The organism is Pseudomonas sp. RIT357 (assembly GCF_000632245.1).
Classification (GTDB): Bacteria; Pseudomonadota; Gammaproteobacteria; order Pseudomonadales; family Pseudomonadaceae; genus Aquipseudomonas; species Aquipseudomonas sivasensis.
On sequence record NZ_JFYX01000012.1, the window covers coordinates 105,532 to 127,097 of the forward strand.

Sequence of the window (21,566 nt, forward strand, 5' to 3'; positions counted from 1 at the left end):
TACTTGGCCATGGCCAGCGTGGAGGTTTTGAAGATGTTTGAGCTACGTGTGCTTGACGGGCTGCGCCAGGGCGCTGCGTTGCCGTTGTTTGGGGAGCAGTGGAGCATTGGTTCCCATGCGGACGCTGACCTGGTTTTAAACGATCCGGGCGTAGTCGATCAGCATGCGCGCTTGCGGTTTATGGACGCCGAGTGGTTGGTGCAGGCCGAAGCGGGGTTGCTGCAGGGGCCTGAGGGGCAGCTACTGGCCCAGATCGCGAACCTGGAGCTGAACTCACCGTTTTCAATGGGGGGCGTGCGCCTGTGTGTCACCTTGGCCGAGCAGCCCTGGCCCCCGGTAGCAGCACCAGTGGCAGCACCTGAACCGGCACTGATACCGACCGAAAATGCGCCGGAGTGGGAGCTGAAGTTATCGTCGATCTCCCACTCGCAGCAAAAGCGTTTGATCAGCCTGGTGTTAGTGCTGGCCGTCATCATCATTGTGGTTGGCATGGTTTCCACTGGGGAGCGCGAGGCACAGGCGTCCTTGAAGGCTCCTGTGGTTCAAAAGCACGAATTGGCATCGCCCTTCGAGGTGCGCCAGCAGTTGTTGAAGATGCTCAGCGAGCGGGAGTTGGGTCAGCGCGTCAGCTTGCAAGTGATCAATGGCCAGGTCGCGCTCAATGGCGATGTCTCCCAGGACGAAGTGGAACTGGTGACGCGCATGCTCAGCCGTTTTGGTGAGCAGTTCGACAGCTCGGTGCCGGTGATCAGCCGTGTGCGTGTGCGTGATAACGCACTTCCATTCAGGATTGTTCAGATCGTCGGAGGGCCGAACGGTCACGTTCTCTTGGAAGAGGGCATTCGACTGTTTCTTGGGGACGAAGTGGAAGGGTTGCGACTGGTGCAGATCGATAACGGCAAGGTGGTTTTCGATGGCGAGCAGCGTTACGAGGTGCGCTGGTGAGTGAAGATATGCAGGCACGTCTCCACGCCTGGCAGCAGCGCCAGGCCCAATCACTGATCAGCTTTGCTCCGGTGACGATGCGTGGCCGAATCCAACGCGTCAACGGCATGCTGCTGCAGTGTCGGCTGCCCCACGCGCGCATCGGTGACTTGTGCCAAGTGGAAAAAAATCCAGGCGACTCCATGCTCGCCGAAATCATTGGTTTCGATCAGCAGGACGCGGTGCTCAGTGCCCTGGGAAATTTGGAAGGCGTACGGGTAGGTGCCAGCGTGGAGCGCCTTGGGGTATCGCACCGTGTGCGCGTCAGCGAGGCACTGTTGGGCCAAGTGTTGGATGGGTTCGGACGGCCGATTACAGGGCAGGGCGTGAGTGCGTTTGTCGAGACTGACTTACCGGATACCAGCGCGGTGTTGTGTGAAGCGCCATTGCCCACCGAGCGACCGAGGATCAGCCGGGCGCTGGCTACCGGCGTGCGTTCGATTGATGGGTTGTTGACGCTTGGCGAAGGTCAGCGTGTCGGTCTATTCGCTGGTGCGGGCTGCGGCAAGACCACTTTGCTGGCCGAAATCGCCCGTAACGTGGAGTGCGATGTCATCGTCTTCGGCCTGATCGGTGAGCGGGGGCGGGAGCTGCGCGAGTTTCTCGACCATGAACTGGATGAGCAACTACGTGCCAAAGCCGTGCTGGTGTGCGCCACCTCCGACCGATCCAGCATGGAGCGCGCCCGTGCCGCGTTCACGGCCACGGCGTTGGCCGAGGGGTTTCGGCGCAAGGGGCAGCGGGTATTGCTGCTGATTGATTCGTTGACTCGTTTTGCCAGGGCGCAGCGCGAAATCGGCCTGGCTGCCGGTGAGCCCTTGGGTCGTGGAGGTTTGCCGCCGTCGGTGTACAGCTTGTTACCACGGTTGGTGGAGCGCGCCGGGTTGACCCGTGAGGGCGTGATTACCGCGATCTATACCGTGCTGATTGAGCAGGACTCGATGAATGATCCGGTCGCTGATGAGGTTCGCTCGCTACTCGACGGGCATATCGTGCTGTCGCGCAAATTAGCCGAGCGTGGGCATTACCCGGCGGTGGATGTACTGGCAAGTCTTTCGCGGATATTGAGCAACGTCGCGCAACCCATGGATATCCAGGCGGGTACGGCATTGCGTCGTTTGTTGTCGGCGTACCAGCAGATCGAACTGATGCTCAAATTGGGGGAGTACCAACCAGGCAGCGATCCGCTGACCGATTTGGCGGTGGACAGTCGTCAGGCGGTCGATGGCTTCCTGCGCCAGGATCTGCGTGAGCCGACACCCATGCAAACGACACTGGAGCAACTCAAGGATCTGACCACTCATGTCCCCTTCTGATGTGCACCTTGGTGAAGTCGAAATGCTGCGGCGCCTGCGCAGGCATAGGGCTGACCGGGCCGAGCGCGCCCTGCGTGAGGCGAAGCGAGCCCAGCAGGCCCTGCTCGCACATATCCAGCGGGCTCAGGATGCGCTTGAACAAACGCGGCAAGAGGAAGCCCGCAAGAGTGCTCAATTGTTCAGTCAACATCAGGGTCAGGTGCTGAGCCTGAAGGCTCTGAAATCGTGGGGTGCGAAGGAGCGATCCCTCTCTGCTAGCACCCAACGGGACATGGGCCAGTTGGAGGCGTTACGCAGCCAGCAGGGTGAAAGAGAAAGTCGCGTTGGCAGCGCCCAGAAGCAGGTCACCGAGTGCCTGCGGCAGGTAGAAAAACTTCAGGAATTGTCCCGTTTACTTGCTGAGGAACCGACATGACTCAGGTTTCAAATAAACCCACGGAGCGTCCACGTCCCCGTGAGCCACGCGAAGATGTTGAGCCACGCGCGACAGGAGGTGTGCCTCTGGAACTCGGGCGAGTGTTCGCCCAACTCTTTACCGACGACGGTAATGCTTCTGGGGCGGGGGCTTCCTTGTCCAGCAAGAAGGCGTCGTCTGACATTGCCATGATCGTGGCACTGACCGAGCAACTGGCGCCTCGTGTGCAGCTCGCTTCGCATTGGCCGTTGCAGGCGGTTTTGTACTTGCCTCGCTTGGGGCGAATCAACGCCAGCGTGCGCCGTGAGCAGGGGGGCTGGGCGATCGAGTTGGAGGCGGAACAGGACGCTACGGCGCGCTGGCTCAGTGGCGTACGCCAGCAGTGTGAGGGTCGCCTCGCAGGAGAGCTGGGCCTTGCGGTGAGCCTGCGTCTGCCTGTCGTCGGTTGCGCATGCTGATGCCGGCACTGACAGTTCCCTTGATGAATGGCGATACGGTTGCCGCCCGCCGTCGATTGGGGCGCGGGCTAAGCCTGCCGTTTCAGGTTGCCGGGCAGGCCGGCGAGTTGCGGCTTGAGCCGGGGCATGCGTCTGCTGGCGGTGGCAAGCCTGTGTGCTTTGAGACGGCGTGTGGTGTGCTGGCGCTCGATGAAGCAGGGCCGTTGCTCAGCCTGATGAGTGAGTGCCCGATGACCTTGGCCCAGTTTGGCAACGATCCGGATTCCTGGTTCTGGGCGTTGTATCAGTACCACCTGAGCCCCGAGATACGGTCGTTGCTGGGTTATGTGCGCTTGCTGGAAACGGATCGCCCCACGGAGTTTGGCTGTCTGCTCAGCGTGACCCTGGGAGGCTCCCGGGTCGGCGGTTACGTTTGGCTGGCCTGTGAAAGCTTTCTGGCCTTGTGTGAGGCCGGACCGTGGCGTGACATTGCTGCGCCGATGCCGGCGTCTTTTCAACTGGCCATTGCCGTCACCCTCGGGTGCATGAAGTTACCAATTGCACAACTACGCAGCCTGCGCACCGGTGATGTGTTGGTGTTCGAGCAGAGTTTTTTCCAAGCTCAGGGCACCGGTTATGTACAGGCTGGCAGGCAGCGGCTGCATGGCTGCATTGACGACGACACCAGGCAGTTGTGTCTGACTGTTACATCTATCGAGGACACGTCTGTGGACGAAGATTTTGCACCCCCCCACCACTCGGGACATGAGGAAGAGGAGCCCGTGATGGATGTATTCGGCAATGAGCCGTTCGATGAGTTAAGCATGGCGCTGAACGTACGCTGCGGAACACTGAACCTGACCTTGGGCGAACTGCGTAACCTCGCGCCCGGCTCGGTGCTGGGCATTGCTGGTTATGCTCCCGGTATGGCCGGTCTGTATTACGGCGATCGGCCCATTGGCGTGGGCCAGTTGGTGGAAGTCGACGGGCGCCTGGGGTTGCAGTTGTCCCGTGTGATGTTCGGCCCATGACGCTTCAGGGGATAGACCCCCTTATCCTGGCGGTATTTCTGGGGGCATTGGCGTTGATGCCCATGCTGCTGATCATCTGCACATCGTTTTTGAAGATCGTCATCGTGCTGATGATCACCCGCAACGCTATCGGTGTGCAGCAGGTGCCGCCAAGCATGGCCATCAATGGTATTGCGCTGGCGGCCACGCTGTTCATCATGGCGCCGGTTGGCTATGAGATTGCCGAGAGCGTCAAGGTCTCACCCCTGGACATGAGTAACGTGCAAACGTTTCTGCAGACGGGCAGTGAGGCCATCCAACCGTTGCGCGCATTTATGCTGCGCAATGTGGATGCAGATGTATTGACGCATCTGCAGGAAAACACCACACGCCTGTGGCCTGAGCAAATGGCGCGGGAGGTGCAGCGCGAAGACCTGATCCTGCTGATTCCGGCGTTCGTACTGTCGCAACTGCAGGCAGGGTTCGAGATCGGCTTCCTGATCTACATTCCCTTCATCGTCATCGACCTGATTGTCTCCAACCTGCTGCTGGCACTGGGCATGCAAATGGTCTCGCCAATGACCATTTCCCTGCCACTCAAATTGCTGTTGTTCGTGCTGGTGTCCGGCTGGTCGCGGTTGCTCGACAGCTTGTTCCTTTCCTATCTATGAGTGGCGTATGGAACCGATCGTGCTGTTCAAGCAGGGCATGTTGCTGGTGGTGGTGCTGTCGGCGCCACCGTTGATTGTGGCTGTGGTGGTGGGGGTGCTGACATCCCTGGTGCAAGCACTGATGCAGATCCAGGACCAGACGCTGCCGTTTGGCATCAAGCTGGTGGCAGTAGGGATCACATTGATCCTGACGGGACGCTGGATTGGCGTGGAGTTGATCCAACTGATCAATTTGACCTTCGACATGATTGGCCGCTCGGCCCTGAACTGAGGTCTCGCCTGTGTTGCTCTATCTCGACTACCTGCCCAGCCTGGTCATCGGCATGGCACGTATCTACCCCTGTTGCATCCTGGTGGCTGCGTTCTGTTTCCAGCATATACGCGGCATGCTCAGGCACGTCCTTGTGATGGTCATGGCGCTGATGCCGGCGCCGGGCATTCACGCGATGTTGGAGGGCCAGGACTACTCGGCGATGATACTCGCGGCGCTGATAATCAAGGAGGTAGCGCTGGGTTTGTTGCTGGGGGTGCTGCTGGCGATGCCGTTCTGGATGTTCGAAGCGGTGGGCGCGCTATTGGATAACCAGCGCGGGGCCTTGGCGGGTGGTCAGCTCAATCCTTCACTGGGTCCGGACGCCACACCGATTGGACATCTGTTCAAGCAATTGGCGATTTTTCTATTGATGGTGACGTTGGGGTTAGGCGCATTGACCCAGGTGATCTGGGACAGTTACCTGATCTGGCCACCCACCGTGTGGTTTCCACTCCCTGCACCGAATGGCATGAGCGTATTCCTCGGCCTGCTTGGGGACACCTTCATGCATATGATGCTCTACGCAGCACCCTTTATTGCGGTGCTGCTGTTGCTGGAGTTCGGCATTGCGCTGCTGGGGGTCTACAGCCAGCAGTTACAGGTGAGTACGCTGGCACCTCCCGTGAAGTGTCTGGCGGGTATCGGTATTCTGCTGTTGTACTTTGCGCTGCTGCAGGACCTGATCGTTGGACGTATGAGCCAGTTGGATGATCTGAAACACTCGCTGGGCCTTTTATTTAAGGCTTCAATGCCATGAGTGATTCGGGGGAAAAAAAGCACCCGGCTTCAGCCAAGAAATTGCGCGATCAGCGTAAAAAAGGCCAGGTTGCTCAAAGTCAGGATGTGGCCAAGTTGCTGGTGCTGGCCGCCATCAGTGAAATTGCCTTATTCACCGCCGAGAGCAGCTTGCAGCGTTTCCAGCAATTGATGGTGTTGCCGATCTCACGTCTTGACCAGCCCTTTGTGCGGGCGCTGGAAGAAGTGCTGTTTGAAAGCCTGGTGGTGTTTTTCTCATTCGGCCTGTTGATGGCCGGCGTAGCGATTGCCACCAAGCTGATCAGCAGTTGGATGCAATTCGGTCTGCTGTTTGCCCCGGAAACACTGAAGCTCGATTTCAATCGCCTCAACCCGATCAGTCAATTCAAGCAATTTTTTTCTGCCCAGTCGCTAATGACGCTGTTGATGAGCATCGTCAAAGCCGTGCTTTTGGGTGTGATCGTGTATGTAGTGGTCTGGCCTTCTCTTGGGGCGTTGATCAACCTTGCCAACAGCGATCTGCAAAGTTACCTCCTGGCACTGATCGCATTGTTCCGCTACCTGCTGCATGCCTGTCTTGGGCTATTGCTGATACTGGCAATTCTCGACTTTACATTGCAGAAGCACTTCTTCGCCAAGCGCATGCGCATGACGCAAGTCGAGGTTGTCAAAGAGTACAAGGACATGGAAGGCGACCCCCATGTGAAGGGCCAACGTCGTGCATTGGCGCAGCAATTGGCCCAGGAAGAACCGAAGGTCAAGCTGCCCAAGCTGGAAGAGGCCGATATGTTGGTGGTCAACCCGACCCACTTTGCAGTCGCCTTGTATTACCGCCCCGGCAAGACACCGCTGCCGTTGTTGGTGAGCAAAGGTACGGATGCCGTGGCCCGCCAATTAATTGCGCAGGCGAAGGCCGCCGAGGTGCCGGTCATCCAATGTGTATGGCTGGCCCGGTTGCTCTACACAAAGGAGTTGGGCGCAAGCATTCCCCGTGAAACCTTGCAGGCTGTGGCGCTGATCTACCGCACCTTGCGTGAACTCGATGATGAAGCCAAACGTGAAACCTTGGAGTTGCCAGAGTTGGAGCGGCGCTGATCAGCGACCGGAGCTTGTGTCCAGGGCTTCGAGATTGGCCAGCGATAGCATCCGGCTGAGGATCCTGTCGAGCGCGCTACGCGGTGCGGACAGTGCGTGCCAGATTACCAAGGTGTGTTGGGCGTCGAGGTAGATAAAACAGCCATCAAATACGACGGCCTGCTCAAAGCGCCGCTCCAGCATCCGCTGCAATTGCCCGGCCTGCAACGCTTCACGCGCCACCTGCAACGCCAGCCCCGAACGCTTGCCTGCGTGCAGTGCACAGGCCGTGATACCGGGAGCGAGTGCCAGGTGAGCGGCAGCGCCGCTCACCAGGTTGTCCAGAAATACCTGGCGTTGAGTGTCGGGCATTTCTTGGCGACTCACCGTTCCAGCGAGATGGTCTGGTAGTCCGCCCGTTCCCCGGCGGGGCCAGGTTCGGCGCGCATCTGAGGTGGCCACCAGATCACCATCTTGTCCTTGCTCGATTGAGGGCGTGAGCAGGAGTCGCCCCTGCAGGTGGGCGTGCAGCCGGCGACGAGCAGTGCCGTGCCGATCAGGGTGACGCACAATAGGCGATGTTTCATGGTGTGGCCTTCGGAGCAGGAGTGATCAAGGAGGGGCGGGGCACGCTGAGGTGTTCATCCTTCACCACTGGGCGCATGGCGATAAATACCTCGGCTTCTTCACCCGGCTTCAGCCAGGCGCGCGGCCACACGCTCACAGCCAGGGTCTGCGGCGTGCTGCATTCATTTTCGTCAATACGGGCATAGCGCTTGGACTGGTTGCTCAGCACTACCACCGCCACGTTGTAATCCGGGCCGGTGTACCACTGGCTGCGTTCGGTGTTCAGTGCCAGGATGTCGCGGGTGCTGCACAAGGTGTTCAGCCCCAGTGGCATTGGCGCAGACTTGAAGCCCTTGGGGATTTCACCACTGACCATATGCGCCAGTGTGCTGATGATATCGCTGCGCTTTATCACGGGCGGGTGAGGGGCATCGCGCCTGGCCAGAGGTGCAAGGGCCGCTTGCAATTCGACCTGGTCCGCCTGGGGCAGGTAGCGTGAAGGGTCTGCTTGATCGCCAATGACGCGCGGAGTGAGGATGAACAAGCGTTCACGCCGGTTGTTCTGCCGTTCGGTCGACGAAAACAGCGCCTTGCCTATGAATGGAATATCGCCCAGCAAGGGCACCTTGTTGCGCTGGTCGCTGCTTTCGGTGACGTGGAAGCCTCCGACCACCAGCGAGCGTTTTTCCTCCATGACCGCCTGGGTGCTGACCTTGCCTCGGCGCACATCCAGATTGCCGGGAGATGGGTTGGTTTCGTCGAAATTACCGTCTTCAATATCCACCGCCAGGTGGATCTGGTGACCTCCACGGCTGGTGATGACACGGGGAACAACCTGGAAACTGGTGCCCACAGTGACCGGTAAAATGGTGGCATTCTCTCGACCCGGTGTCAGGTATTGGGTGCGATTGAAGTCAATTACCGCCGGTTGGTTTTCCAGCGTGAGAACGGAGGGGTTGGACACCATGCTTGCCAACCCTTTGGCTTCCAGCGCGCGTATATCCGCGTAGAAGCGCTCGCGGTTTTCAATCGACAGCTGCGACGAAGTGCCCGGAGCCATATTGACGCCGCCGCGGAACCGACTGTTCTGAAAGCCCCAGTTCACCCCGAACTCTCGCAATTGCGTGCGCTCGATATCGAGAATAATCGCGTCGATTTCCACCAGTTTGCGCGCGACATCGAGTTGGGTGATCAGCTCGCGGTACATGGCCAGGCGTTCAGGCAGGTCGTAAATCAGCACGGCGTTGTTGCGCACATCGGCTTCAACGCGAATTCGGCTGCCAGGCGCCGCAGCGCGCGGTGTGAGTGTGGGTGGAGCGTCCAACGGCGCGGTATGGCCGTTTGCACCCAGCATCTGCCCCAGCAACGGATTGCCCAATCTTGGGATGTTCGGCACGAGGGGCGCAGGCTGTGACGTGGAGCCCTGATTCAGTCGATTGAGGGTCGAGTTGGCGCGAGGCTCCAGTAACCCTCGCAAAATGCTCGCCACCCCCGGAATGTTGAGTTTCTCGCCGCGATAATCCACTTGCCGGTCCGTTGCATTGGCAAACTTGAGCGGGAAGCTCAACACACTCTGTTTTTCATCCGGCGAACGACGCTGACTGCTGAACTGTTTGATTTGCTCGATATAGCGACGAGGGCCAGATACGAGTACTACGCCGTCTTCTGGTAACTCACCCCAACCGAAGCGGCTATCGAGCAAGCCGATATCCGTGAGCGCTTGCTTGAGATCGGCAATGGTCTCGGAAGAGACTTCCAGGCGCGCAGACTCTTGCTGGTCCAGCGTGCTGATATAGAGGGTGTTGTTGTACATGTACCACTGGAAACGGTGTTCCACCCCCAACCTGTCGAGCATCGATTGCGGGGTATTAGCGCGGATCTTGCCATTGACGTTGCCCTCCAGCAGCCCCTCGACTTGCAGTTGAGTACCAAAGGCTTGAGCGAAATCGACGAGCACGTCACGCAAGGGCTTATGTTCTGCCTCATATGCGTAAGCGGTGTTCTTCCAATCGGAAGGGATGGCGGCCAATGCGGTGTGTGCCGGGATCAGCAGCCAGGAAAGCAGAATAGCGTTACGCCAGGGAAATTCTTTGGGCGAAGCACGGCGTAAGCGACTGTGCTCATGGTTCTTGTTATGCATTGTCGGTTCTCGGGTTAGTACGACAGTGAGCGTAGCGAGGTGGGTTTGAGGTTTTGAGTCGGGCGAGCAAAGCGCGCGACTGTGGCGCGCCAGGTGTCGCGTTGGTTCAGCAGGGCCTCAAGGCAACCGAGCACGTAAGCCTCTCCCTGCCCAACTGGCAGTTTCTGAATCAGCCATAACGCGCCGCTGTCAGCTTTTTGAGCCAGTGCGCCATGGAAATGATTCAGGCTGGCCGCGCCCAGGCGCATCCAGTGCTGCAAGGTGGTGGTGTCTGCGCGGATTGAGGTCAGTTGAGCGCTAAGTAACAACGCGTCTCCCTGACGTTTCAGCATGATTTGGTCATCACCCTCAAACAAACTGAGTTGTTCTCTACAGCCACTTAACCAATCACGAACTAGCGATTGCATGTTATTGGAAACTCTCAAAAGTACTTTTGAGCAACATATGCGAAACGCGGTTATGTTCCAGATACGCCATTTGGGAAAGAGTGTTCTTGACGGCAAGTTCATAGAATAATTCAGCGTCAGCCCCATCTTTAGAGCCGTTGCTTGAACTCTGCTTATACAGCTTGTGGGCAATACTGCTGCTTCTTGAAAGTTCTTGTGAAAGATTGTTGGAAAGACTCATGGGCGTTCCTTTGTCTTGGGTGGACGTGCATGGGTGGATCAATTGTTGTTAAGTAGCGTTGTGCAGGACGCCAGGCGGATGCAATTAAATGTCTATCCGGTATTCCTTTGCGTGATTGAAAAAAGCATCGAGCATCGAGTGCCAGCTAATACGGAAATCACCCTCATCGGTTTTCAATACAAGGGTCTGCGCAGGGATTGTTTCGTCGGGCTGGAGCTTCCAGAGTGTTGCCTGTTGATTGGCGAGGCACTGTTTTATCTCCTCAATGTCCTGTGGGTGACAGAGCAGCGAGGCGTTGATCTCATGAATCTGGTTTGCCAGTAGTTGCCTCAGAAGGGCGGCCAGCCGCTCGGGGGGCACCGTGTCGTCAAGCAGGCAGCGAATCGCCTGGTTGGTGATTGATGTTGCATACACCTCCAGGTTGTCACACATCGCTTGACGGTCACGCTCCCAGCGCTTGAGTTGGGCGTCTGCGCGTTGCCAGACATCCAGGGACGCCTTTTCCAGCAGCATTTCGCATCGCTTCTCTGCCTGGATTACCAGTTCATCGGCCTGTGCCTTGGCGCGACTGATGAGTTGGTTGGCGTGTGCCCAGTTTGCAAGCTCTTCCCGGGGGATCAGGCAACGTGGCAATTCCGAAGCATCCTTGAGCAACTCAATGGTGTGTCGGCATAACATCGCTGTTTTCCTTACGCGTTCGGGTCAGGTGACAGGGGGGCGTTTGCCAATGTCGTCACGCGCCAGACTACGGCTTGCCATAGCGTGTTCAGTCGACTGCTTGCGTTTTCGAGTGAGACGGTACTTTTCTCAACCGCCTGTACGCGGTTACGGGGGAATCTCAGTCGAAGGCGCCGCCAGGTATCGGGCTCTACCCAGCTGGAGAGCAATTGCAATGGATCAGCATCGTGCGACAGCATGGTAGGGGGCAGCGCCTTGGATAAACGCATGCACCACAGGTGCTGACTCTCGCTCAACGGCGTCGCCGCTTCAGGATTGAACGTGTCGTGAACCAGTGTCAGCGCCAGGTTGAGTTGTTCAGTTGAAGCAAGGGCCAAGCGAAGTACCGTCGGGTGAGGGGCAGGAGGCAAGCACGCAACAATGCCAGTGAGGTCGTCCGGCGCGGACCGCCTGTTGCGATAAAGCACTTTAATTGCGGGGTACTTGTCGCCCCTCCAGTCCTCGTGGGCGTGCCTCCAAGGGAACGCCCACCATTGAGCCCAGGCCAGATGTTCACTCATGGAGTGATCCAGCTCAGGTGTCATGAGAGGTGCCATCCTGTTCGTGGGCTATGCGCGGCTCTTGCGGAGGATGTTGGCGGCGGCTGAACAGGAATAGCCCGGCAACCAAGGAGGACGCCACGCCAAGCAGTACCGCGATAACACTGCCTCGCCAAAACCCAAGATCATCGCTTGGCACCAGGAAAGGGCCGAAATACACCAGCCGCTGCTGCTCCTGGTAGGTGGTGGCAGGTACAAAGATCACGCTGAGTTTTTGCAGGTTATCCACTGCAGTGGTCATGCCTGGAATGCTGCTCGCCACCATCCTGCGAACGCGCGCGCGAATATTATCGGGATCCAGCCGTGGGTCATGCTTAATGAATACTGACGCTGAAGCGGGCTGGACTGGTTCTCCCGGTGCGATGCGTTCGGGCAATACCACGTGCACCCGGGCAATAATTACCCCGTCAATGTTGGATAAGGTGGCTTCAAGCTCCTGGGATAAGGCGTAGATATAGCGTGCTCGTTCTTCCAGTGGAGTGGAAATAACCCCTTCCTTGCGAAAGGTATCGCCCAGCGTGGTTCGTGCCACTCTAGGTAATCCTGCGGCTTCCAATGTACGTACGGCACGCCCGATATCGGCGGTGTTAACCGCCACGACGACACCGTCTTTGGACGGGATTTTTTGGGCGCGAATATGTTTGTCTGCCAATTCCGCTACCACTTCATTGGCTTCTTGCTCAGAAAGCTGTCGATGAAGTTCAACGCGGTCGCTGCAACCGTTTAGCATGAATGCAAAAGTCAGAAGTAGGGCGGCAGGCAGGTATTTAGTCATGTTCACTATTGCAGGTTACAGATTTTGTCGATGCATTGGCTTGTCTTGCCAAGGCTCTTTACTAAAAGTTGGGTCGTTAGCGCTACATTAGAAAGTTCCTGCGGATACTCTCTGAGCTTGTCAGCGTCCATCCCTTTACTTGATGATTTCAACGCGCGTGCAAGGCGATCTTTGGCATCTACGATATGTTTTGATGGCTCTGTCAGCATGTCCAATACAGTATGGTTGGCGGAGGCAGGCGTGTTTGATATCGACCCTTCGAGCATTGAGGTGAAGAAACCAACATCCGTACTAGAAGCCGAAGGTTCCCGAGTGACGCCCGTGTTGCTGTGAAGTTTGTTTGGCGTTGAAAAGTCAAATGCTTCTATCTGCATATAGGGCCTGCGGTGAGGTGTCTGAAGCAGGTTCTTGATAATGGCTGATGCCGCATTTATTACATCGACTCATATGACAACCTCCCCGGCTAATGAGCCAGGGAGGTAATCATGTTACGAGCGAATTTCTTTAGCCGCGGCGTACAAGCCCGAAATCATCTTTGATTTCAAACTTTCTTGGAACGTAAGCTCGGCGACTTCCTCTGCGCGTTCAGAAGCGGAACGGGAACCACTGCCACTCTGTACTCCATCGAGTTCACTGGACATCATGCTGTTGCCGTATGCGTATCCACCGTATGAACTGCTACCGGATATACCATTCATAATAAGACTCCGATTTGGATATTTTGAACGTTGATTCACGTGTCGTGAGCCAAGCCCTGATGTCTGGAACTTTTTGTAACTTGAACCAGGCTTTGAATATGTGGCTCGCAACGCTAAAGCGTTCCTGATATGTCTATGGCTAGATATTTCTGGATGATTGGAGTGCTGAGGGTAGAAGCATGGCCCCCTTACTGAGTCTTTAATGAGCTCTGTGTCCTCAAGCCAATGAGATGTCCAATTGTTTCATCCTGTAGTACAGCGTGCGCTTCGCAATACCCAACTCAATCGCCACGGTATCCACGCAGTAGAGATGGCGGCACAAGGACTCTTCAATCAATGCCCTTTCAATGTGCTGCAGGCGTGCCTTAAGGTTCATTTGGTTATCCTGCAACTGGCTCGACGACGTCGAAAGCGGTGGCAGGCCCAGCACGAATCTTTTGGCCGTCGAGCGTAGTTCACGAACATTGCCTAGCCAGGGGTGGCACAGCAGCTGTTGCAACAGCCCACCAGGCGGTGGCGGGGCATTGCATTTGAACTGGGCAGCTTCTTGTTGGATCATTTCCAGAAACAGCGGGATGATGCGTTCTCGCCTATCGCGCAGCGGCGGGAGCTGGATGTTGACGACATTCAGGCGAAAGTACAGGTCACGCCTGAAAGTGCCGTGCTCGACCATCTGATAAAGCGAATGCTGTGCGGACGCAATGACACGCATGTCCACCGGGATAAAACGGGTTGAGCCCAAGCGCTCCACCCCACGCGACTCCAGCACTCGTAGCAGTTTGGCTTGCAAGCTCAATGGCATGCTGTCGATTTCGTCGAGGTACAGGGTACCTAGATGGGCGGCTTCGACAAATCCGGCCCGTGATTGCATTGCCCCGGTATAAGCACCGCTGTTGACTCCGAACAATTGGCTTTCTGCGAGGCTTTCAGGAATAGCTGCGCAGTTCACGGCAACAAAATTACCCCGTCGTCCCGATAAGCGATGAACCCGTTGTGCCAATGTATCTTTGCCAGTACCGGTTTCCCCCAGTAGTAAAATGTCAATGTTGAGGGATGCCGTACTGTTAAGTGTGTTTTCAATATCCGGGCCATCATTAAGTAAGATGGTCGATTCATTTTCCCCATTAGAGTGGGCCGGCATTAACTGGGCGCTCCATTGTTGCGAGTGTTTCACTGTTTAACGGCGTTATCCAGACGCCGATCGCTAAAGTGAAGCGTATAAGGATTATGATGTGCGCTTAAAGCGGGTATGTACTGCAATGGTGTAGGAAAACATCGTTGGTTATAGCTATTTAGTTGTTTGAGTGTTGTTGTATCTATAAGCCTGGGAAGTGAGTAGGGGGAATCTGATAATTGAGTGTGGGTGTTTTCTTTGTCTGAGTTTTAATCGTCGCCCACAAAAAAGCCGATGCATTGCATCGGCTTTTTTATTTGCGGCGGCTGCTTACACGTTAAAGCGGAAGTGCATCACGTCGCCATCCTTGACGATATATTCCTTACCTTCCAGGCGCCACTTACCGGCTTCCTTGGCACCGGCTTCACCTTTGAATTGGATGAAGTCGTTGTAGGCGATCACTTCTGCGCGGATAAAGCCTTTTTCAAAGTCGGTGTGGATCACGCCAGCAGCTTGTGGCGCGGTGGCGCCGACCTTGACGGTCCAAGCGCGGACTTCTTCGACACCAGCGGTGAAGTAAGTCTGCAGGTTGAGCATTTCGTAGCCGGCGCGGATCACGCGGTTCAGACCTGGTTCTTCCAGGCCCAGGGCCTCGAGGAACATGTCTTTTTCTTCGCCGTCATCAAGCTCGGCGATTTCCGCTTCGATCTTGTTGCAAACCGGCACCACGATGGCGCCTTCTTCGTCGGCGATGGCCTTGACCACGTCGAGCAACGGGTTGTTCTCGAAACCGTCTTCAGCCACGTTGGCGATGTACATCACTGGCTTGGTGGTCAGCAGGTGGAAGCCCTTGATCACGGCCTTCTCGTCAGTGCCCATGCTTTTCATCAGGCTGCGTGCCGGCTTGCCCTCGGTGAAGTGCGCGATCAACTGTTCCAACAGGCCTTTCTGGACCACGGCGTCTTTGTCGCCTCCCTTGGCGTTGCGCGCCACTTTCTGCAGTTGCTTCTCGCAGCTGTCGAGGTCAGCGAAGATCAATTCCAAGTCAATGATCTCGATGTCGCGTTTCGGGTCGACGCTATTGGAGACGTGAATCACGTTCTCGTCTTCAAAGCAGCGGACCACGTGGGCGATGGCATCGGTTTCGCGGATGTTGGCCAGGAACTTGTTGCCCAGGCCTTCACCTTTCGATGCGCCGGCTACCAGGCCTGCGATGTCGACGAACTCCATGGTGGTCGGCAGTACACGCTTCGGATTGACGATCGCTGCCAGAGCGTCCAGGCGTGTATCCGGCATCGGGACGATACCGCTGTTAGGCTCGATGGTGCAGAAGGGGAAGTTCTCCGCCGCAATACCGGACTTGGTCAAAGCGTTGAACAAGGTGGATTTGCCGACGTTGGGCAGGCCGACGATGCCGCAATTGAATCCCATGGTGTTTCCCCTCGGAAAAAAGTCAGGCCTTCTGGCTGTGCAGGTTTTTCATCGCGCGGTTCCATTCACCGGCGAAGATATCCGGCAGCACGCCGAGGGCAAAGTCGATGCTGGCATCGAGTTTTTCCTGTTCGGCGCGTGGCGCACGACCCAGGACGAAATTTGAAACCATACTCGCAACGCCTGGGTGGCCAATGCCGAGCCGCAGACGGTAAAAATTATTCTGATTACCCAACTGCGCGATGATGTCGCGCAGGCCGTTGTGCCCGCCGTGCCCGCCGCCAAGCTTGAGCTTGGCTACGCCGGGTGGCAGATCCAGTTCGTCATGGGCCACCAGGATTTCTTCGGGTTTGATTCGAAAGAAGCCCGCAAGCGCCGCAACAGCTTGGCCGCTGCGGTTCATGTAGGTGGTGGGAATCAGCAGACGAACATCCTGACCCTGGTGCGAAAAGCGCCCGGTCAGGCCAAAATATTTGCGATCGGCCGCCAGGTTTACACCTTGGGCATGGGCGATACGCTCAACAAAAAGGGCCCCCGCGTTATGCCGGGTCTGTTCGTATTCGGCGCCTGGATTTCCCAGGCCAACGATCAGTTTAATGGCAGTCACGACAGGGGCCCTTCCTTTGGAGTTGTGGATAACATCGCCTGACCGGAGTGCGGCGAAAGTGGACGACAGGAGCTCACTTATCCAGAGATAAACTTCGCGTTATCGCCCGCTTTCTCGCTACGTTTCGGTCCGCGATGTTTCCTCAAGCTCCGATGCCGCAGAGAGCATTACTCTGCAGCGGTTTCGCCTGCTTCATCTTCTGCTACAACACGTGGCGCGTGGACGTTGGCAACAGCCTTGTCGTCGTTGTGAGCCAGTGCAACGAACTCAACGCCTTTAGGGGCCTTGAGGTCGGACAGGTGAATGATGGTGCCGATTTCAGCAGCCGACAGGTCGACTTCGATGAACTCAGGCAGATCTTTCGGCAGGCAGCTTACTTCCAGCTCGGTAGTGGTGTGGGAAACAACGCCACCTTTCTTGACCGGAGCTTCTTCACCAACAAAGTGCACAGGCACGATAGCGGTCAGTTTCTGGCCGGCTACGACACGTACGAAGTCAGCGTGCAGGACGTGACCCTTGGATGGGTGACGTTGCAGAGCTTTGATGATGACGTTTTGCTTTTTGCCGCCAACGTTCAGTTCGATAACGTGGCTGTAGGCAGCATCGTTTTCGAGCAGTTTGGCAACTTCTTTAGCCAGCATGCTGATGGATTCAGGGGCTTTTTCGCCACCGTAAACTACAGCTGGAACCAGGCTTGCGAGACGACGCAGGCGGCGGCTCGCACCTTTCCCCAGGTCGGAACGCACTTCAGCATTCAGAGTAAAATCGTTCATGTTGTATCTCCAAAATAACCACATTCGCCCCAGCGTTTGCGACCAGCGCTAAAGGCGATATGGGCAAAAAAGCCCCGCCCCAGCAGAATGCTGGGGCGGGGCGCTTTTCGTCAGTGAGGTGATCCGAAGGTTTGACCCTTAGCGGAACATCGCGCTGATCGATTCTTCATTGCTGATGCGGCGAACCGCTTCGGCAACTACCGGTGCGATATCCAGTTGACGGATACGCGCACAGGCTTGTGCAGCAGCGGACAACGGGATGGTGTTAGTCACCACCAGTTCGTCCAGCACAGAGTTCTCGATGTTCTCGATCGCGCGGCCCGACAGCACAGGGTGTGTGCAGTAGGCGAACACTTTTGCAGCACCGTGCTCTTTCAAGGCTTTCGCCGCGTGGCACAGGGTGCCGGCGGTGTCGACCATGTCATCAACCAGAATACAGGTACGCCCTTCGACATCACCGATGATATGCATCACTTCAGAGTGATTGGCTTTCTCGCGGCGTTTGTCGATGATCCCGAGATCAACGCCCAGGGATTTGGCAACAGCCCGTGCACGCACGACGCCACCAATGTCCGGGGACACGATCATCAGGTTTTCAAAGCGCTGGTCTTCGATATCGTCCACCAGTACTGGCGAGCCGTAGATGTTATCTACTGGAATATCGAAGAACCCCTGGATTTGGTCAGCGTGCAGGTCAACCGTAAGAACACGATCGATACCTACCACGGTGAGCATGTCAGCAACGACTTTCGCACTGATAGCCACACGTGCGGAACGCGGACGGCGATCCTGACGGGCATAACCAAAATAAGGGATTACAGCTGTGATTCGAGTCGCTGAGGAGCGGCGGAAGGCATCAGCCATCACGACGAGTTCCATCAGGTTATCGTTGGTCGGAGCGCAGGTCGGCTGAATAATGAATACGTCTTTACCGCGGACGTTTTCATTGATCTCGGCTGTAATTTCGCCGTCGGAAAATTTACCGACAGAGATGTCACCGAGAGGGATATGCAGCTGACGTACGACACGTCGAGCCAGATCGGGGTTGGCGTTCCCCGTAAAGACCATCATCTTGGACACGCGCAGTACCTAGAGGCTGAGGGTAACCTGGATGAGTATTAGAAAATGGCAGGGGCGGCTGGATTCGAACCAACGCATGGCAGGATCAAAACCTGCTGCCTTACCGCTTGGCGACGCCCCTGTATCTGTTGCAACGAGTACCCAGTACTCGGTTCCTTTTAGAGCAGACTTTGCAGCTTGCGATGCAACATCGAAACGTTGCTTCCCTTTGCTACAAACCCTGTAAGGGTCTCTGTAAGAAGGGCCGAGACTTTATCAGCTTCAGCTTTGTTTGGGAAGCCCCCAAACACACAACTTCCAGTTCCGGTTAATTTTGCTTCGGTAAATTTACCTAACAAATTCAAAGCGTTACGTACCTCTGGATAACGCCTTGCTACAACCGGTAAGCAGTCATTTCGACTGTTTCCCTTGGGAACGGGGCGCACTTTAATGGGAGAAGAGTTACGTGTCAACAACGGATCTGAAAAAATTTCTGCTGTACTTACAGATACTTGCGGCACAAGCACGACATACCACGGCTCTTCCGGGTATTCCGGGGTGAGTTTCTCCCCTACACCCTCAGCAAAAGCGGCGTGTCCGTGCACGAAAACCGGGACGTCGGCCCCCAGCGTAAGGCCCAGCGCTGCTAAGCGATCATGGTCCCAACCGAGTTGCCATAAGTGATTCAAGCCCAGCAATGTCGTCGCGGCATTTGAGCTGCCACCACCGATTCCGCCGCCCATGGGCAAAATTTTATCGATCCAGATATCGATGCCCAACGAACAACCGGATTGTTCCTGAAGTTTTTTTGCTGCCCTCACGATGAGGTTGCTGTCGTGGGGCACGCCTTCGAATTCGGTGTGCAGTTGAATCACGCCGTCGTCGCGTACGGCGAAGGTGAGTTCATCGCCGTAGTCGAGAAATTGGAAAAGCGTCTGCAACTCGTGATAGCCGTCTTCACGACGACCGAGAATGTGCAGCATCAGATTGAGTTTTGCGGGGGAGGGCAGAGTCAGTTTTTCTACAGTCACGTTATTGCCCCAGCTTGCGCGGTTGCCAGTCCTTGATCACCAGCGTGACGTCAAGGTCAGTGCCATGCAGCTTGATACGCTCCGGCAGCCAGTAACCGCCCTGTTCGGTATAGCTGAGGTATTCGACCTGCCAGCCATCCTGCTCCAGCGAGGCGAGGCGGCTGTCGCCATTAAGGCTCAGTCGACTCTTGCTATCGGGCGCGGGCAAGCCACGCACCCACCACACAAGGTGCGATACGGGCAGCTTCCAGCCAATCTGTTCTTCAAGCAGCGCTTCCGGCGAAGTCGCCTCATAGCGACCTTGGTTGGCCACTTCGAGGCTGACCTGACCCGGGCGACCCGTCAGGCGAGCGGCACCACGGCCCAGCGGGCCCGACAAACGAATGTCGTAGTAGTCCTGGCGTTGCAGCCAGAACAACGTGCCGCTGCCCGAGTCCTTGGGGGCGCGAACGCCGACTTTGCCTTCGATCTGCCAGCCATCGATGCTGCTGAGCTGATCCTTATGCTGTTTCCATTGCGCCGGGTTGCCCTGGCCTTCAACGGATTCACGGGTGCCTACACCCGCGCAACCGGCGAGCAGGGCAATAAGACTGAACACTACAATGTGGCGCAAGAACATAAGCTTAAAGGGTCTCGGATCCGGTCAGGCGCTTGATGGTGCCGCGCAGGATGGGGCTTTCGGGTTGTTCCTTGAGGAATTTTTCCCAGATTTGACGTGCTTCGCGCTGCTTGCCATTGGCCCACAGCACTTCACCCAGGTGTGCCGCGACTTCCTGATCGGGGAAGCGCTCCAGCGCTTGGCGCAGCAAACGTTCGGCCTCATCCAGGTTGCCCAAGCGATAATTCACCCAGCCCAGGCTGTCGAGTACGGCCGGGTCTTCCGGGTTGAGTTGGTGCGCTTGTTCGATCAGCACCTTGGCTTCGTCGTAGCGCGTGGTGCGGTCAGACAAGGTGTAGCCCAGGGCGTTGAGAGCCATGGCGTTGTCGGGGTCGCGCTTGATGATCAGGCGCAGGTCTTTTTCCATCTGCGCCAGGTCATTGCGTTTTTCCGCCTGCATGGCACGGGTGTACAGCAGGTTCAAATCGTCGGGGAATTGCAACAAGGCTTGTTGCAGCAGTTTCCAGGCGCGCTCGCCCTGATTGTTGGCCGACAAGGTCTCGGCCTGGATCAGGTACAGCTGGATCGCGTAGTCCGGCTCGGCATCGCGGGCCGCGGTCAGGCGTTTTTCCGCCTCATCAGTGCGCCCGTTACTCATCAGGATGTCGGCCTGGCGCAACTGGGCGGGCAGGTAGTCGTTGCCGGGGCCAACCTGAGCGTATTCGAGCAGGGCAGCTTGTGGATCGTTGCGTTCTTCCGCGATACGGCCCAGGTTCAAGTGTGCGGAGTCCACATGGCTTTCACGCTCGATCAGCTCTTCCAGATAGCCCTTGGCCTCATCCCAGGCCTTGGCCTCCAGGCATACCAGCGCCAGGGAGTAACGCAGCTCATCGTCGTCCGGGTATTGCTGGACCAGATTGGCGAACTGCACTTTGGCGTCCTCCATACGGTCCTGCTCAACCAGCATGCGCGCATAGGTCAATCGCAGGCGTTTGTCGTCTGGGTACTTCTTGATGCTTTTTTCCAGCAGCGGAATGGCTTCCTTGCCGCGATTGAGATTTTGCAGCAGGCGTGCACGCAGCAGGATCGGCGCAATCTCGCCATCGTCCGGCGGGTTCTGTTCCAGCAGCTTTAGCGCGGCGTCAGGCTCGTCGTCCTGTTGCAGCAACAGGGCCTTGCCGAAAATCAGTTGGCTGTTCTTGGGATGCTTTTGAAGCAGGCGGTCGAAACTCTTCATCAGGCCATTGCGCGTGTCCTGGTCGGTGTCGGCAGCCGACAGCGCGAGGAAGTCGAAATGGGTATCACCCTTGCCTTGCAGGACTTTCTCCATATAGACCATGGAGTCGTCATAGCGCCCGGCCCGCGCCAGTTGAATGGCTGCGGCACGTTGCGCCTCCAGATCGTCCGGTGCGTTTTTTGCCCAGATCAGCGAGGTATCCAGCGCAGCCTGATCGGCTCCCAGATACTCGGCGATGCGAAATGCGCGTTCGGAGATGCCTGGGTCCTGGGTGTTGATGGCCTGGGTCACATAGTTATCCAGCGCAATATCGAAGCGATTGCGCTGGCCAGCCAGTTCCGCACTCAGCAGGCTGAACACCGTTTCTTCACTGAACGAGGAATAAACCTTGGGCTTTTCAGGGGCGGGGGTGCTGTCTTCTACCGGCGGCGTACCGTCCGACGACACGGGGGCCAAGGCCTGGCAGCCGCTGAGGAAGACAAAAGCAAGGAGCAACGCGGAGGATCTATTCATATAGGAAGAGGACGACTAACCTGCGGTCGGATCATCATGACACAAGCCTTCGGCCAAACATAACCGAGTCTCAGTTGATGCCTTTATAGACACAAGGCATTAGGACAATAGACGACGGTGGTTGTTCTGAATCTTTCGAAGTA

At 56.8% G+C, this 21,566-nt stretch carries 26 protein-coding genes and 1 tRNA gene; 9 read left to right on the plus strand and 18 right to left on the minus strand.

Annotated features, from left to right (window positions below; translation table 11 throughout):
- The first annotated feature begins 33 nt into the window (after window positions 1–33).
- Genes BW43_RS17640 through sctU form a run of 9 tightly spaced genes read left to right on the plus strand, consistent with a single transcriptional unit; the run spans window position 34 to window position 6,997 of the window.
- On the plus strand, window positions 34–945 hold the full coding sequence (locus BW43_RS17640; RefSeq protein WP_032886478.1) for an FHA domain-containing protein: 912 nt from the start codon (window positions 34–36) through the stop codon (window positions 943–945).
- Window positions 942–2,300, plus strand: coding sequence for a FliI/YscN family ATPase (locus BW43_RS17635; protein WP_032886089.1), 1,359 nt, complete (start codon window positions 942–944; stop codon window positions 2,298–2,300). The genes BW43_RS17640 and BW43_RS17635 overlap by 4 nt, the downstream gene beginning before the upstream one ends.
- Window positions 2,287–2,715, plus strand: a complete 429-nt coding sequence (locus tag BW43_RS17630) for a YscO family type III secretion system apparatus protein (protein ID WP_032886091.1) — start codon at window positions 2,287–2,289, stop codon at window positions 2,713–2,715. Before BW43_RS17635 ends, BW43_RS17630 begins: the two co-directional genes overlap by 14 nt.
- Window positions 2,712–3,173 (plus strand): type III secretion system HrpP C-terminal domain-containing protein, encoded by a 462-nt coding sequence (locus BW43_RS17625; protein ID WP_032886092.1) that lies wholly within the window; start codon window positions 2,712–2,714, stop codon window positions 3,171–3,173. Before BW43_RS17630 ends, BW43_RS17625 begins: the two co-directional genes overlap by 4 nt.
- Window positions 3,167–4,183: a FliM/FliN family flagellar motor switch protein gene (locus BW43_RS17620; protein ID WP_032886093.1), complete on the plus strand. Its 1,017-nt coding sequence runs from the start codon at window positions 3,167–3,169 to the stop codon at window positions 4,181–4,183. The genes BW43_RS17625 and BW43_RS17620 overlap by 7 nt, the downstream gene beginning before the upstream one ends.
- On the plus strand, window positions 4,180–4,833 hold the full coding sequence (sctR, locus tag BW43_RS17615; protein WP_032886095.1) for a type III secretion system export apparatus subunit SctR: 654 nt from the start codon (window positions 4,180–4,182) through the stop codon (window positions 4,831–4,833). Before BW43_RS17620 ends, sctR begins: the two co-directional genes overlap by 4 nt.
- Window positions 4,834–4,840: 7 nt before the next feature.
- A complete protein-coding gene (sctS, locus tag BW43_RS17610; RefSeq protein WP_032886096.1) occupies window positions 4,841–5,104 on the plus strand; it encodes a type III secretion system export apparatus subunit SctS in 264 nt (87 codons plus the stop codon).
- 10 nt (window positions 5,105–5,114) lie between these two features.
- A complete protein-coding gene (gene sctT / locus BW43_RS17605; protein WP_032886097.1) occupies window positions 5,115–5,903 on the plus strand; it encodes a type III secretion system export apparatus subunit SctT in 789 nt (262 codons plus the stop codon).
- Window positions 5,900–6,997, plus strand: a complete 1,098-nt coding sequence (gene sctU / locus BW43_RS17600; protein ID WP_032886098.1) for a type III secretion system export apparatus subunit SctU — start codon at window positions 5,900–5,902, stop codon at window positions 6,995–6,997. The genes sctT and sctU overlap by 4 nt, the downstream gene beginning before the upstream one ends.
- On the opposite strand, the gene BW43_RS17595 is transcribed toward sctU, so the two are convergent.
- The 18 genes from BW43_RS17595 to BW43_RS17515 form a co-directional block, all read right to left on the minus strand.
- A complete protein-coding gene (locus BW43_RS17595; RefSeq protein WP_032886099.1) occupies window positions 6,998–7,348 on the minus strand; it encodes a hypothetical protein in 351 nt (116 codons plus the stop codon).
- Between the two features lie 11 nt (window positions 7,349–7,359).
- Window positions 7,360–7,563, minus strand: a complete 204-nt coding sequence (gene hrpT / locus BW43_RS17590) for an HrpT family type III secretion system protein (protein ID WP_032886100.1) — start codon at window positions 7,561–7,563, stop codon at window positions 7,360–7,362.
- The gene (sctC, locus tag BW43_RS17585; protein ID WP_032886101.1) at window positions 7,560–9,683 is read right to left on the minus strand and encodes a type III secretion system outer membrane ring subunit SctC; all 2,124 of its coding nucleotides are present in this window, start codon (window positions 9,681–9,683) and stop codon (window positions 7,560–7,562) included. Before sctC ends, hrpT begins: the two co-directional genes overlap by 4 nt.
- A gap of 14 nt (window positions 9,684–9,697) precedes the next feature.
- Window positions 9,698–10,015: a type III secretion protein gene (locus BW43_RS17580; RefSeq protein WP_256226246.1), complete on the minus strand. Its 318-nt coding sequence runs from the start codon at window positions 10,013–10,015 to the stop codon at window positions 9,698–9,700.
- A 76-nt stretch (window positions 10,016–10,091) separates the two neighbouring features.
- On the minus strand, window positions 10,092–10,310 hold the full coding sequence (locus BW43_RS17575) for a hypothetical protein (protein WP_032886104.1): 219 nt from the start codon (window positions 10,308–10,310) through the stop codon (window positions 10,092–10,094).
- A gap of 84 nt (window positions 10,311–10,394) precedes the next feature.
- A complete protein-coding gene (gene sctL / locus BW43_RS17570) occupies window positions 10,395–10,988 on the minus strand; it encodes a type III secretion system stator protein SctL (RefSeq protein ID WP_032886106.1) in 594 nt (197 codons plus the stop codon).
- 11 nt (window positions 10,989–10,999) lie between these two features.
- The gene (locus BW43_RS17565) at window positions 11,000–11,548 is read right to left on the minus strand and encodes a hypothetical protein (protein WP_032886479.1); all 549 of its coding nucleotides are present in this window, start codon (window positions 11,546–11,548) and stop codon (window positions 11,000–11,002) included.
- Window positions 11,549–11,561: 13 nt separating this feature from the next.
- Window positions 11,562–12,362, minus strand: coding sequence for a type III secretion system inner membrane ring lipoprotein SctJ (sctJ, locus tag BW43_RS17560; protein ID WP_032886108.1), 801 nt, complete (start codon window positions 12,360–12,362; stop codon window positions 11,562–11,564).
- A 5-nt stretch (window positions 12,363–12,367) separates the two neighbouring features.
- Entirely contained in the window at window positions 12,368–12,736 is a 369-nt protein-coding gene (locus tag BW43_RS28285) for an EscI/YscI/HrpB family type III secretion system inner rod protein (RefSeq protein ID WP_081797676.1), read from the minus strand.
- A 541-nt stretch (window positions 12,737–13,277) separates the two neighbouring features.
- Window positions 13,278–14,201 (minus strand): sigma 54-interacting transcriptional regulator, encoded by a 924-nt coding sequence (locus tag BW43_RS17555; protein ID WP_032886110.1) that lies wholly within the window; start codon window positions 14,199–14,201, stop codon window positions 13,278–13,280.
- A 303-nt stretch (window positions 14,202–14,504) separates the two neighbouring features.
- Entirely contained in the window at window positions 14,505–15,605 is a 1,101-nt protein-coding gene (gene ychF, locus BW43_RS17550) for a redox-regulated ATPase YchF (protein WP_032886111.1), read from the minus strand.
- Between the two features lie 22 nt (window positions 15,606–15,627).
- Window positions 15,628–16,212 (minus strand): aminoacyl-tRNA hydrolase, encoded by a 585-nt coding sequence (gene pth / locus BW43_RS17545; RefSeq protein WP_003171596.1) that lies wholly within the window; start codon window positions 16,210–16,212, stop codon window positions 15,628–15,630.
- Window positions 16,213–16,379: 167 nt separating this feature from the next.
- Window positions 16,380–16,985 (minus strand): 50S ribosomal protein L25/general stress protein Ctc, encoded by a 606-nt coding sequence (locus BW43_RS17540; RefSeq protein ID WP_032886113.1) that lies wholly within the window; start codon window positions 16,983–16,985, stop codon window positions 16,380–16,382.
- A gap of 138 nt (window positions 16,986–17,123) precedes the next feature.
- Window positions 17,124–18,065, minus strand: a complete 942-nt coding sequence (locus BW43_RS17535) for a ribose-phosphate pyrophosphokinase (RefSeq protein WP_003171603.1) — start codon at window positions 18,063–18,065, stop codon at window positions 17,124–17,126.
- Between the two features lie 46 nt (window positions 18,066–18,111).
- A tRNA-Gln gene (locus BW43_RS17530) sits at window positions 18,112–18,186 on the minus strand.
- A gap of 37 nt (window positions 18,187–18,223) precedes the next feature.
- The gene (ispE, locus tag BW43_RS17525; protein ID WP_185168227.1) at window positions 18,224–19,027 is read right to left on the minus strand and encodes a 4-(cytidine 5'-diphospho)-2-C-methyl-D-erythritol kinase; all 804 of its coding nucleotides are present in this window, start codon (window positions 19,025–19,027) and stop codon (window positions 18,224–18,226) included.
- A gap of 49 nt (window positions 19,028–19,076) precedes the next feature.
- Window positions 19,077–19,694: a lipoprotein insertase outer membrane protein LolB gene (lolB, locus tag BW43_RS17520; protein WP_032886116.1), complete on the minus strand. Its 618-nt coding sequence runs from the start codon at window positions 19,692–19,694 to the stop codon at window positions 19,077–19,079.
- A gap of 4 nt (window positions 19,695–19,698) precedes the next feature.
- Window positions 19,699–21,423, minus strand: coding sequence for a tetratricopeptide repeat protein (locus tag BW43_RS17515; RefSeq protein ID WP_032886118.1), 1,725 nt, complete (start codon window positions 21,421–21,423; stop codon window positions 19,699–19,701).
- Window positions 21,424–21,566: the final 143 nt, after the last annotated feature.